Origin of the sequence: Pantoea stewartii subsp. stewartii (assembly GCF_008801695.1) — a bacterium.
GTDB classification, from domain to species: Bacteria; Pseudomonadota; Gammaproteobacteria; order Enterobacterales; family Enterobacteriaceae; genus Pantoea; species Pantoea stewartii.
The window spans coordinates 1-11568 of record NZ_VZPF01000108.1; the positions used below are offsets into that span (position 1 = coordinate 1).

Here is an 11568-nt window from a genome sequence, read left to right on the forward strand (position 1 = left end):
CGATTTATGCTCCACGCTTCCTCCCCACACTCGGTCACCCTAATGCAGTTGCGCTTCACTTCATTTGCTGTGATCAACTCATGGCGGGACTTACACCCGCAGGAGTGCGCCCATGCCGGGCGCACACGATTTAAGGACACTGCCCCCCGGAGAGTGTCCTTTTTTTTCCGCGTCAGTCTCCCTTCACGCTCTCGATGGCAAACCGTAATGTATCCCAGTTAAAGCCAACACAGGCATCATGACTGTCGTCACATATGATCATCGCGTCCTCAATTTCTTCCCCGGTCAGACTCTCATCAAGCGACAGAAAATCCTCGGCCAGCCAGAACGTTCCCAGACACAGGGCATCTGCCGGGTACTGCAGCAGCCTGGCAATGAGGCCGGCCACAGTGACATCGCGGCGACAGTATGAACGCGGCGGCAGGACACGGCCGGCAATGTCATTCCAGCACCACTCCTCATCATCCGGTACCGGCTCCCGGAACGTGCGGGTTTCCACCCCCGGCAGCCGGGACAACATCCCCAGTACCTCGCCCAGGCAAAGTGTCTCCCCGTCGGGGTGTTCACTCCCCAGGTAATGATCGTTGATGTACACGGCAAACTCGCCGTTATCGAGTTCAATGCTGGTCAGTCTGAACATAGTTGTGTCCTCATCATCCGGCACCCATCTGCGCCGTGCCGGCACAAAAACCCGGCGAAAAGCGGAGGTCGCAGGGGCGACGCCGCAAGCCGCAGCGCAAGCCCTTCACGGGCTGAATGCACCGTGAAGGGCGCGAACGGGTGAGGACGGAGGCGATTAGCTTCCCTGGCGACCGATGCGGCCGGGTTAACGTGAAGGCACGGCGGTTTCAGGAACGGGAACGGGAGAAGATCAGGAAAATTTCACATAAATATAAAATGTGATTTACATCACAAAACAATGAGATATAATCGCCTAATAATTAAGCACTTATATTTGACGGCAGGGATGAGATGTCACCCTGCCGTTTTTTTTTGAAGTGTACGGGGGCCGGATTTAACGCGCAGGCGCTGCACCCATACGTCTCAGCGCATCCTGTACTTCACGCAACCCAAAAATATCTTCCGGCGGCTGCTCCTTTCCGGACAGGCTACAGACCGTAAAGACGGCATCAGATGCGGTCAGTCTCTCACGGTGCAGCGCCTGCAGTGCCACAATAACCAGTGTGCGTTCGTCTCCTGACAGTTCTTCAGGCTTCATACCGTTTCCTTCAGGCTAATGTTTCTATTCATCCCCGCCCCTTTGGCTTTTTCTCGTCAAACGCCAGGAGAACCCCGAGGCCGATCAGCGAGGCGTAGCCAACCTGCATCGCGATTGTCACCGGCAGGGAAATGTTATCAGCAAGAACCCCGGGGATCACGGCGGCCACGCCAGCCAGTATCATCCCCCTGCCGGTCTTTTTCACCCTATCCGGCCACTGAGATTCAGGGACGTTCCGGGCGCGCAGAAAGGTATGAATGCACTGCTCTGCCTTTTGTTTAATCACTGACATGTTTTAGTCTCCGAATGCCCGTCGCATATTTTTCTTTATCCCGGCAGTTTCTGTACCGGATGCCGGGGTGACAGGTGGCACCGGTTTCTCAGGTACTGCTGCCTTACCCACGCCAGCGGTACCGGCCATCTGCTGAACCAGAGCCTGCAGCTCGCTTACCGTGTCGGGCGGTACCGGCATGCTGGCCAGCAGACGCGGCAGCTCCGGTGCCATCGTGTGCAGGGCCAGGCCGGTGATAATCAGGTTTCTCAGCAGCTCGCCACGCAGGCGGGATGACACGCCCGTCAGCACACTTTCCACCCTTTCACTGCTCCGGTCATCCTGGAGCGTCAGGGTGTAACGCCGGCGCTGGTATTTCGCCTCCGGTGACATGGCCAGAGCCGTCACGCCGCCATCCTGCTCATCCGGAAGCCCGGAGAGTGAAGACCAGGTGCCAGAGACCAGAGCCATCACAGCGCAAAGCCGGATGGCGCTCAGCTGCCCGTCAAAGAACAACGGGAGCAGCACCGGTAAACGGGCATCAGTCTGGTACATCACCGCCCCGGCGGTGGCGGCGGTGCGTATGAAGTCACCACGCAGGGGCTGCGAGATGGTGCTGATGGTCGCCATCGCCGCGATGTCGGTGCGATCATCGCTGTGCAGATAGAAAGAATACTGGCCGTCCGGCACGTTTAGTCCTCTTTATTGTAAAGGGCAATCTCTCTGGCCAGCGCCAGCTGCGGATCGCCTATAACCTCGATACGGTCAGGAGCCAGAGGCCAGGCCTGACGGATAGCCTCTTCAATGAGGGATGCCCCTCCCCCGACCAGAAATACCCGGTTTACGTTCCTGAAGGCCGTCAGCTCACTGGTGACACGCGCGCCCAGGGAGGTGATCGCCTCTGTAATTTTGCTCAGGACATCATCAATTTTACCGGCATCGTTGATCACCCGCTGCAGATACTGACGATCATTGCGGTTACGGATGACCGTGTCAGCAATGAGCGCGCTGGTTTCGCTGTCTGCAGCTCGCAGCGCGCCTGCAGCTGCGCGGGTGACCTGTGACACGCCGACAGACGGATTACCGTGTACCGCACTGATATCATCAAACTGTCCGACAATCACCCCGGCATCAAGCGTGGTTCCACCGAGATCGATAATCAGGGTGGTCTCAGCGGGGCCGGGCTTCAGCTCAGCGAGACGGGAGAACGCCGCCGGCAGTGATTCCGGCATAACCTTCACGTCCGTCACGGTAAATGCCCTGCCCTTGTTCAGAACCAGCTCACGCATCAGGTTTTCCCGTTTACGTCGGATGTTTTCCTCGTTCCGCTGGCAGTCCCCGTCGTAATACTCACTCAGGGGCAGCGTCACAGTCAGAGTCACCGGCTGTGGCTCCAGCCCGCAGTTCAGCAGCGCATGATGCACGGCCAGCAGGTTGAGATCACCGTACTGATATTCCACGTTTGTGGTCGGGATGGCATCCCGGCTGACGCTGTCCCAGGTGTATTTCAGCGCGCCCACCTGATAGTTGAACGTAGCGGCACTGAATTCCGCCACTTTCCAGCCATGCCGGAAGGAGTTAGCAGAGACCCGGGTCTGCAGCTCGTCGCCCTCAAACCATGCCAGCTTAACATTAGTTGAACCATCATCGCAGTAAATATTCATCATTATGCTCCGTCAATTAAACTCAATTTGATACATATCATAAGAGCAAAATGAAAAAACAAAAGCGTTACCTATCATTATGAGCAACATAAAAATACCATAATGATATTTATCATCATTTTGAGTATCTTAAGTCACTCATCATGTTCTTTTCACAGGTGATCTGGATTATCACCACGCCGTTAAATATACTGTATGCATAAACAGTATATTTAGGCGTCATGAAGAAAGATGAAACTGCAGCTTTTCAGCACCGGGAAAGCACTCCCGCCACAGGCCCATCCGTTGTTTGCAGACCTGGCCAGCTGCGGTTTTCCCAGTCCGGCCGCTGACTATGTCGAGTCCGATCTGGATCTCCATGATTACTGCATACGGCATCCGAGTGCGACTTACTACCTTCGCGCCAGCGGTGACAGTATGTCCGATGGCAGCCTGTACAATGGCGATCTGCTGGTTGTGGACAGTGCAGAGAAGCCCCGGCACGGCGATATCGTTGTGGCCAGCGTGCAGGGGGAGTTTACGGTCAAACGGCTGCTGCTGACGCCACGACTGACGCTGCAGCCCATGAACGCCTCTTGGTCCCCCATCTACCCGGACCCGGACGAACTGGATATTTTTGGCGTCGTAACACACATCATCCACCGTCCCAGGGAGATGTACTGATGTTCGCCCTGGCCGATGTGAACAGCTTCTATGCCAGCTGTGAACGTGTTTTCCGGCCGGATTTGAAAGGAAAGCCGGTTGTCGTCCTGAGTAACAACGACGGAAACGTGATCGCACGCAGCGCCGAGGCGAAGCCCTGGATCAAAATGGGCACCCCGTGGTTCCAGATAAAAAACGAGCTACACCCGGAACAAATATATTTTTTTTCAATCAATTACGAGCTTTACGCTTCGATGTCGGCGCGCGTGATGAGCTGCCTGGAGGAGCTGGCCCCCAGGGTGGAACAGTATTCGATTGACGAGATGTTCCTCGACCTGACCGGCGTGGAGCACTGCATGACTCTGGAGGACTTCGACCGGCAGCTGCGCCAGCACGTATATGACTGTACCCGTCTGACCATCGGCGTGGGGGCTGCGCAGACAAAAACTCTTGCAAAATCAGCACAATGGGCCTCAAAGGAGTGGAAACAGTTTCGTGGTGTTCTCGCCCTGACCCGGGGAAATCCTCAGCGAACGCGGAAACTGCTTTCACTGCAGCCAGTCGAAGAGATCTGGGGCGTGGGAAACCGTATTGCACGCAAGCTCAATGTACTGGGCATCAGAACCGCACTCGATCTGGCCCTGACGAACCCGGCCTTCATACGCAAAAATTTCTCCGTGGTCCTCGAGCGAACGGTGCGGGAACTGAACGGAGAAAGCTGCATGTCGCTTGAGGAAGCCCCTCCGACTAAACAGCAGATTGTCTGCAGCCGCAGTTTTGGCGAGAAGATCACGGAGTATGATTCGCTCCGACAAGCTGTCTGTCAGTACGCAGAGCGGGCCTCTGAAAAGCTGCGTCAGGAGCACCAGTATTGCCGGCATATTTCCGTTTTCATCAAAACATCTCCGTTCGCTGTTAAAGAGCCTTACTACGGCAACGTGGCCACGGAGAAACTGCTTACCCCTACTCAGGACACCCGTGACATCATTGCAGCCGCCGCGACGGCTCTTGAGCGTATCTGGAAGGATGGCCACCGGTATGCCAAAGCCGGAGTGATGCTGAATGACTTTACCGGCTCCGGCGTGTCGCAGCTGCAGCTGTTCGACGAACGGCCACCACGGCCCCACAGTGCTGAGCTGATGAAGGTTCTCGCTGGTATTAACCATTCCGGCCTGGGGCATGTCTGGTTTGCCGGACGAGGGATTGCGCCATCCTGGCAGATGAAACGCGACATGCTGTCCCCTGCGTACACCACCCGCTGGAAAGATATCCCCATCGCAAGGATCAGTTAAATTTCGCCTTTCAGAGAGAGCCAGTAGTGCTCGCCGCAGCCGAACGACAGGGCGAAGCCCGCGAGTGAGCGAGGAAGCACCAGGGAAGAGTACGGACATATTCTGCTTACGCTCGGTATTGAATGGATACCCCACTCAGGTTTATCCACTTATCCACTGGCATATTTTTATAAGATCATTTTTAAAGGGTTGTTAGGTTTACCTTTTTAGAATGACTCTAAACCCTCTAACCATGCGGCTTTGAGAAGAATCTATGTGACAATTTGCCCTTTTGGTGTGACAAATCACCCTCAAACCCCCTGTTTAACTGTGACATATTGCCCTTAACCCTGTGACAAATCGCCCTCAGGAAATGCCAGATATCACAAAATTATCCCTATCTGTTGACTCTTTTTGAATAAGTGTGACAATCTTAAAACCTGTCACGCTTTACATGGACCTGTCATGGCGGAAATTGCGGTTATAAATCATAAGAAGCGTAGGAATAGCCCGCGAATTGTCCAGTCTAACGAACTGACTGAGGCGGCTTACAGTCTTTCCCGAGATCAGAAGCGTATGCTTTATCTCTTCGTGGATCAGATCAGGAAATCTGACGGTACACTTCAGGAACATGATGGTATCTGTGAAATTCATGTCGCGAAGTATGCAGAGACCTTTGGACTAACCTCTGCAGAGGCCAGTAAGGATATTCGCCAGGCGTTGAAGGGTTTTGCGGGCAAAGAAGTCGTTTTCTACCGGCCTGAAGAGGATGCCGGCGAAGAGAAAGGATATGAATCCTTTCCCTGGTTCATTAAACGCGCCCACAGCCCATCCAGGGGCCTTTACAGCGTCCACATTAATCCTTACCTGATACCGTTCTTCATTGGCCTGCAGAACCGTTTCACGCAGTTCAGGCTGAGTGAAACGAAAGAGATAACTAATCCCTATGCCATGCGTTTGTATGAATCTCTTTGCCAGTACCGTAAGGCTGATGGGTCCGGTGTAGTTTCGCTGAAGATTGACTGGATTATGGAGCGATACCAGTTGCCGCAAAGCTACCAACGTATGCCTGACTTTCGTCGTCGCTTCCTGCAGGCCAGCGTGGATGAGATCAACAGCAGAACCCCGATGCGTCTATCCTATATCGAGAAAAAGAAAGGTCGACAGACCACACACATTGTATTTACTTTCAGCGACATAACGTCAATTTCGACTGAGTAATCAGAGGGCTATTTGTCACATTTCCGAGGGCAGTCCGTCACACTTTTTTGCTACGCTGAGGGTTATTTGTCACAGAACACCATTCTGAGCCCTGTTTCTGACGGGTTTGCGTGTCCGGGTTCCCACTAAAGTATCAATTCCTCCCCCCTACGAGGGCAAATTGTCACAGTTTGCTGCGTTCATTTTGTCACATGCCCCTGGAAAAACTGAGTGTCGTTTGTCACATATGACGCAATTGCGCTTTTGCACCCTGAGCCTCAGCGTGAGGGTTAGTTGTCACACTTTGCCTGCGCTGAAAATGTGTCTGAGCAGGACACTGTTAAACGTTTTATCTGAAGCGGCTGGCCAGCCCGGAGGGTCAGTTAACAGCACCCCTTCCTGCTCCATCCAGCTGTGCGTGTTCTGTTTGCTCGTAATGTAGTCCTCGGAGTCATACCCCATCGTTTCAATGATGAACGTCGTCACTGCGCTTTCGCTGGCAGGAGCCACATTCAGGATAAAATCAGGATGGATGACTTCCTCCACACCGTCTTTGATGCTTTTCATCGTGAACAGAGGTTTACTTAGACTAATCGCTTCCGGATGATTTGGCTGACGGCCGGCATAACTACTGGCATTGATGATCACCTTCAGGGTGTCACGCTCCTTATTGCTGTCGACAGGTACCGGATTATCCAGCGTGTAGGCGGCATGGGCGTAGCCTTCATGGCAATAAACGTTACCATCCCTCCCCCCTCCGATATTCAAGAATTGCCCAGTACGGTGCGCGGCTGCCGGCATTATAGGTATTTTCGCCATTAATACTGACCCGTGCCTCCGGCCGGTGTGTGAAGGTTTTCCCACGAACGCTGAAGATCACCTCTTCCCGGTTGGTGTCTGTCGCTATCCCGATGACGTACACGCACGGTTCTTTTTCCTTGCTGTTGATACCCTGCATTGTTTCAATCTCTGTGAGCATTTCGTCAATGCGCTCAATGCTCAGCCAGGGTGCACAGCAGAACAGTTGGCTCAGAGGTGTACCGTTCCTCATTGAGTGGTCTTCCAGCACTTCTTTTATCCTGCTGATCGCACCCGTAAGTCCTGGACTCTGGTACTCAGGAACAAGCTCAAGCTGGTTCAGGCCAGCGGCTTGGATGAGCGTAAGCAATTTTCGCCCCAGGGCCGGGACGGGTTTCAGCGTTTTACGCCTGCGATTGCGTGGTACCACCGATCCTTCAACAGGGACTGCTCTGGCATCCCTCTTCCTGTCAGGGAGCCAGTCATCTCCACCGACAGGATTCAGTGGGCTGGTTTTTCCCTCACCTGCAACCTTGTCTGCATTCTTCTCCTTTTTCAGACGGTACAACGGGCACTGTTCGTCATGTGACCTTGTTGCTGTTACGTGACGTATCGTAGCCACGTTAACCTCACAATTAAAGGGGCCTTCATTTTTCAGGTCCGCTTCAACACAGTCACATTTGATCCACAGTTCCCTGTCGGTCCATCTCATCAAGAACCGTATTTACAATGCGTAAATCGGCCTAACCGGGTTTACGACCGTTACTGAACACGTGTAGCAGGGCTTCCTTTTCGGCAAGACTCAGTTTCCTCACAAACTGCCCTCTCTTATCTATCTTCCTGACCAGATCCATTCAGCCCCCTGTTAACAGTATGAATTTTGATAAACGATTTCTTTAGTCTGAATTACTGTTGCAAACCTAACATCTTGGCATTTTAGTATCTTGTTATCTTAGCATCTTAGCAAAGGTGTGCTGTAATTACATTTTATCTTATTAATATTAGATAGTTAATAACATAAGATGTTATCTTATTAAGATCGTAACTTGTATTTTTCCTAGAGTTATTCCATTATCTTAATAAGTTAACATGATAAAGGTGCAATGATGATCATAGTTCTTGGAAGTCAAAAAGGCGGTGTTGGTAAAAGTACGCTAGCTGTCTCCATCGCTGCATATCTTATGACGCTTGGTAAGCGAGTTCTTATTGTTGATGCAGATGACCAGAAATCAGTTTTGACTTGGTATAACAACAGACCGGAAAACCTTCCTCACATACCTGTAACCGGTGCTACCGGAAATATTAAAGCAATGCTGAAAGAGCATGAGAAATCATATGACTTTGTTATCGCGGATTGTGCCGGACGAGATAGTGCTGAGATGAGAAGTGGTTTAATGGCAGCTGATGTATTCATCTCCCCATTGCGACCTTCGCAAATGGATCTGGACGTAGTTCCTCACACATGTTCTGTTTTTACTTCCGCTAAAGATTTTAATAAAGCTGTTCGTGGTTACTTAGTTTTAAACATGACACCTACAAATATGTTCGTAAATGAGGCCAACCAAGCAGCTGAAGTTCTTAAAGATTTTCCAGAAATGAAGCTCTCGGAATCAAGAGTCTGTGATCGAAAAGCTCACAGAGACGCATGGGCTGAGTCTATGACCGTTTTTGAAACTCAGAACAATAAAGCTCAAGAAGAAATTGAGGCACTGGTCAAGGAGATTATTCTATGAGGAATCGAAGCCATACCCCCCCTAGAGACGAGGCAGCATTCATTCATGGAGGCTCGGCTGGTCTCAGTGCAAAAGAAACGGAATTGCCATCTAAAAAGCAGGCTTCTGGAAAAGCTAAGCCTGTAAGTATTTCGCTAGCTGATGAGAACTTACGGGCAATTGATAATGTTATTAAAGACGAAATGTTATCTGGACGTACAAGGGTTAACAGATCAGATGTAGTGAGAGCAGCGGTTATGGCATTAGACACACTATCGAGAGAAGAAATCACACAACTGATTGAAAAGGCTAAGCTTAAATGAAAAACAAGATAATAAGATATAAAATTACCATCTTATTATCTTATTATCTTATTATCTTAACAACCCTTTATCATTGCAACTGCATCAGCACCAGGCATATGAAACTGCACCCGGTGCCTTGCAGCGACGTCGAGTGCAAACACCTTCGTGTAGATTTCCGTCGAGCTGATCGACCTGTGGCCCAGCAGACTCTGCAGCACCTTCAGCGGAATCCCGTTATACAGCATGTGCATGGCATAGGAGTGGCGGAACGTGTGTGGTGTCACCGGCACAGAGAATGTCACCCCGTCCGCCGCTGCGGCATCCACAGCCTCAGCCAGCCAGGTGCGGACTGTTCTGTCAGTCACTTCCCAGATGCGCGCCTTCTCGGTTCTGCCGGTGCGTTTATTGCGCCGCTCCAGCGGGATTTTCAGCGTGGCCACCATCATCTCCAGCTGACTGACGTAGTTCACATCGGAAAGCGGTACCAGCCGGTGAGCCTGGCTGCCGGCGGGCGCACGACCTGCCGTTCTCGCCGATTTCTCGGTCCGTTGTTTGAGTGTGGCCAGCTGTACGAACGGATAGGGGGGCTGCAGCAGAAAATCTGTCCTGCCCAGCGCCAGGGCTTCATTGATACGTGCCCCGGAATTCCACAGGGTGTCTACCAGGGTCTTGCGGTACAGATCGGGAATATAGTGGAGCAGGGCGCTGACCTCTGGTGCCAGCAGGTATTTCGGGTAATCGTCCAGCTGGGCGGCCATCTGCCGCAGGGCCAGTGCCGCCGGATAATCAATGGCCACCGGCAACCGGGATGTATGCTGAAAGTATTCCCCTGGCAGGGAAGGTAAAGAGGCTGTCATCATCGATGTCCCGTTTAACTCATTATCGGCATAACGCCCTGGTCAGAAATTCATACATCAAGCGTTTTGCGCCCCCGGGAAATGCACCTCAGGTGCATGCAGATTTTTTGCCCGTCAGAGCCCTGCTTCCAGGGCCATAAATCTGCCAGGGCACCCGCCATCGCTGTCAGGACGAAACCATAAATGAAAACAGAGGGGACTGTCGTCAGAAACATCGCCACAGAAATCAGCACCGGAAACAGGGGACCGGCCAGCGTGGCCGCAACGACTTTCCATCTTGGTGCGTCATCAGCATATTCGTAACTGACAGACCCTCCGGGGATCATGCCAAGCTGAAACAGTATGGTACCAACAGCAATCTGTCCCGTCACAGGAATACCAATCTGAATCCGGGTGACCGTGGTCCCGAGCAGCATGGCCATCAGGGCATGACCGAGTTCATGGAGGATGGTCAACAAAAACAGCAGCAAATACAACCAGACAAGATCCATCCAGGTCCGGGGGGATGTGACCAGCCAGTTAATCAGTAGCATAGCAGTCTCTCCGGTGGGATCACATCAGTCCTGGTCTGCCTGGTAACGTGCAGGCTCAAACGGCCAGCGGTCTCCCCCGGAACATCCCTCGATCCATTCCAGCTGCCCTTGGTTAAAGTACAGGTGATAGCACTGACGGGCGCACACCGTGATGCAGCCGTCAAACCCGGTCCCGGTAAGTTCATCGCCGTCATCCGGTCAGCGGAGCAGACGGCCTTCAGCGGAGATCTCGTAAAATGCACATTCACAGTCCAGGTCTTTGGTCTGGTATTCAGAGCTAGTTTCGCCGTCCGGCATCCGGTAGCGAAACGTGACCGTGTCAAACATTCCCATGTTTTGCTTCCTTAACTCGTTGAGAAATCCCGCCGACCTCATCAGCGCATATCGACTAACTGAAAGCGCCAGTCTTCTTCTAGAAATTTCGTATCGTAAGGTGCCGCTGCGCCGGATCGGCAATGGATGTTTTTCCAGTCACCGGAAAGCAGCCAGCCATTAGGACGTTTTTCCCTGTGAGCCACTGTTCGTCCATCATGGGTGATGATGTTTGGCAGATACCACTGGCTCTGATCAAGGGGATGAACTTCAAAACAGATTTTCCCTCGCGGGGATGCCATCCACAGTTCGCTATGACCTGCATTTTCCAGCTCAACAAGAACGTCATGTAATGGAATTGGAGTTTTCATATGTTTCCTTTTAAAAGAAATAGTCACTCAGAGTAATTACAAGTCGCAGCATAATCTACCGCACACAACCCTGCATCTGTCACCCGGATGATTTTTCCCTGCCGTCATCATTTTCATAATGATAATAAGCAGACATATAGCCATACCATTAAATTACCGGATGACCGTTTCGCGGAGATCCGATTTTCCTGCATATAGCGACTTTCCGGAAGTGTATCAGTAAGCGTCGCATTCAGACCGTATTGACGTTCAGGCAGAGGGAAGCTCGACCTTCCATGGCAGCAGATCGCGGACCCGGTTCACCGGCCAGTCCTGTATATGACCGATGACGTAACGCAACCACGTCTCGGGGTCAACGCCGTTAAGCCGGCAGGTGACGATCAGAGAGTAGAGGATCGCCGCACGTTCTCCGC

The 11568-nt window shown here is 52.2% G+C and carries 15 protein-coding genes and 1 pseudogene; 5 read left to right on the top strand and 11 right to left on the bottom strand.

Annotation, left to right across the window (positions count from 1 at the left end; genetic code table 11):
• Positions 1–172: 172 nt before the first annotated feature.
• The 5 genes from F7Q90_RS22725 to parM form a co-directional block, all read right to left on the bottom strand.
• Complete coding sequence (locus F7Q90_RS22725) at positions 173–640, bottom strand: hypothetical protein (protein WP_006120880.1); 468 nt, start codon at positions 638–640, stop codon at positions 173–175.
• Between the two features lie 375 nt (positions 641–1015).
• Positions 1016–1219: a hypothetical protein gene (locus F7Q90_RS22730; protein ID WP_006120881.1), complete on the bottom strand. Its 204-nt coding sequence runs from the start codon at positions 1217–1219 to the stop codon at positions 1016–1018.
• A gap of 28 nt (positions 1220–1247) precedes the next feature.
• Positions 1248–1511, bottom strand: a complete 264-nt coding sequence (locus tag F7Q90_RS22735; RefSeq protein WP_044242597.1) for a hypothetical protein — start codon at positions 1509–1511, stop codon at positions 1248–1250.
• 3 nt (positions 1512–1514) lie between these two features.
• Complete coding sequence (locus F7Q90_RS22740) at positions 1515–2180, bottom strand: plasmid partitioning/stability family protein (protein WP_006120883.1); 666 nt, start codon at positions 2178–2180, stop codon at positions 1515–1517.
• A gap of 2 nt (positions 2181–2182) precedes the next feature.
• The gene (parM, locus tag F7Q90_RS22745) at positions 2183–3154 is read right to left on the bottom strand and encodes a plasmid segregation protein ParM domain-containing protein (RefSeq protein WP_080577432.1); all 972 of its coding nucleotides are present in this window, start codon (positions 3152–3154) and stop codon (positions 2183–2185) included.
• 231 nt (positions 3155–3385) lie between these two features.
• On the opposite strand from parM, the gene umuD reads away from it, so the two are divergent.
• From umuD to repE, 3 genes are all read left to right on the top strand, one after another.
• Positions 3386–3817, top strand: a complete 432-nt coding sequence (gene umuD / locus F7Q90_RS22750; RefSeq protein WP_006120886.1) for a translesion error-prone DNA polymerase V autoproteolytic subunit — start codon at positions 3386–3388, stop codon at positions 3815–3817.
• Positions 3817–5088: a Y-family DNA polymerase gene (locus tag F7Q90_RS22755; RefSeq protein WP_006120887.1), complete on the top strand. Its 1272-nt coding sequence runs from the start codon at positions 3817–3819 to the stop codon at positions 5086–5088. The genes umuD and F7Q90_RS22755 overlap by 1 nt, the downstream gene beginning before the upstream one ends.
• 444 nt (positions 5089–5532) lie before the next feature.
• Positions 5533–6288 (top strand): replication initiation protein RepE, encoded by a 756-nt coding sequence (repE, locus tag F7Q90_RS22760; protein WP_082999281.1) that lies wholly within the window; start codon positions 5533–5535, stop codon positions 6286–6288.
• Between the two features lie 276 nt (positions 6289–6564).
• On the opposite strand, the pseudogene F7Q90_RS22765 reads toward repE, so the two are convergent.
• Positions 6565–7919, bottom strand: a pseudogene (locus tag F7Q90_RS22765) (hypothetical protein).
• Between the two features lie 252 nt (positions 7920–8171).
• Between F7Q90_RS22765 and F7Q90_RS22770 the strand changes: the two are divergent.
• On the top strand, positions 8172–8798 hold the full coding sequence (locus F7Q90_RS22770) for a ParA family plasmid-partitioning AAA ATPase (RefSeq protein WP_044242602.1): 627 nt from the start codon (positions 8172–8174) through the stop codon (positions 8796–8798).
• A complete protein-coding gene (locus tag F7Q90_RS22775; protein ID WP_044242605.1) occupies positions 8795–9100 on the top strand; it encodes a hypothetical protein in 306 nt (101 codons plus the stop codon). Before F7Q90_RS22770 ends, F7Q90_RS22775 begins: the two co-directional genes overlap by 4 nt.
• Positions 9101–9156: 56 nt before the next feature.
• Here the strand turns inward: F7Q90_RS22775 and F7Q90_RS22780 are convergent, their stop codons facing one another.
• From F7Q90_RS22780 to F7Q90_RS22800, 5 genes are all read right to left on the bottom strand, one after another.
• Entirely contained in the window at positions 9157–9942 is a 786-nt protein-coding gene (locus tag F7Q90_RS22780) for a site-specific integrase (protein WP_006120890.1), read from the bottom strand.
• 47 nt (positions 9943–9989) lie between these two features.
• Positions 9990–10472, bottom strand: coding sequence for a M50 family metallopeptidase (locus F7Q90_RS22785; RefSeq protein WP_006120891.1), 483 nt, complete (start codon positions 10470–10472; stop codon positions 9990–9992).
• 198 nt (positions 10473–10670) lie between these two features.
• Complete coding sequence (locus tag F7Q90_RS27675) at positions 10671–10805, bottom strand: hypothetical protein (RefSeq protein WP_006120892.1); 135 nt, start codon at positions 10803–10805, stop codon at positions 10671–10673.
• 41 nt (positions 10806–10846) lie between these two features.
• Entirely contained in the window at positions 10847–11155 is a 309-nt protein-coding gene (locus tag F7Q90_RS22795; RefSeq protein WP_006120893.1) for a hypothetical protein, read from the bottom strand.
• Between the two features lie 249 nt (positions 11156–11404).
• A partial coding sequence (locus tag F7Q90_RS22800) for a transposase domain-containing protein (RefSeq protein WP_151161046.1) occupies positions 11405–11568 on the bottom strand: 164 nt, incomplete at its 5' end.

Coding starts and splice junctions, on each gene's coding strand:
- F7Q90_RS27675 (WP_006120892.1), bottom strand. CDS start 10,805: ATGGGAATGTTTGACACGGTCACGTTTCGCTACCGGATGCCGGACGGC.
- umuD (WP_006120886.1), top strand. CDS start 3,386: ATGAAACTGCAGCTTTTCAGCACCGGGAAAGCACTCCCGCCACAGGCC.
- F7Q90_RS22795 (WP_006120893.1), bottom strand. CDS start 11,155: ATGAAAACTCCAATTCCATTACATGACGTTCTTGTTGAGCTGGAAAAT.
- F7Q90_RS22730 (WP_006120881.1), bottom strand. CDS start 1,219: ATGAAGCCTGAAGAACTGTCAGGAGACGAACGCACACTGGTTATTGTG.
- F7Q90_RS22770 (WP_044242602.1), top strand. CDS start 8,172: ATGATCATAGTTCTTGGAAGTCAAAAAGGCGGTGTTGGTAAAAGTACG.
- repE (WP_082999281.1), top strand. CDS start 5,533: ATGGCGGAAATTGCGGTTATAAATCATAAGAAGCGTAGGAATAGCCCG.
- F7Q90_RS22735 (WP_044242597.1), bottom strand. CDS start 1,511: ATGTCAGTGATTAAACAAAAGGCAGAGCAGTGCATTCATACCTTTCTG.
- F7Q90_RS22780 (WP_006120890.1), bottom strand. CDS start 9,942: ATGATGACAGCCTCTTTACCTTCCCTGCCAGGGGAATACTTTCAGCAT.
- F7Q90_RS22725 (WP_006120880.1), bottom strand. CDS start 640: ATGTTCAGACTGACCAGCATTGAACTCGATAACGGCGAGTTTGCCGTG.
- F7Q90_RS22775 (WP_044242605.1), top strand. CDS start 8,795: ATGAGGAATCGAAGCCATACCCCCCCTAGAGACGAGGCAGCATTCATT.
- F7Q90_RS22755 (WP_006120887.1), top strand. CDS start 3,817: ATGTTCGCCCTGGCCGATGTGAACAGCTTCTATGCCAGCTGTGAACGT.
- parM (WP_080577432.1), bottom strand. CDS start 3,154: ATGAATATTTACTGCGATGATGGTTCAACTAATGTTAAGCTGGCATGG.
- F7Q90_RS22785 (WP_006120891.1), bottom strand. CDS start 10,472: ATGCTACTGATTAACTGGCTGGTCACATCCCCCCGGACCTGGATGGAT.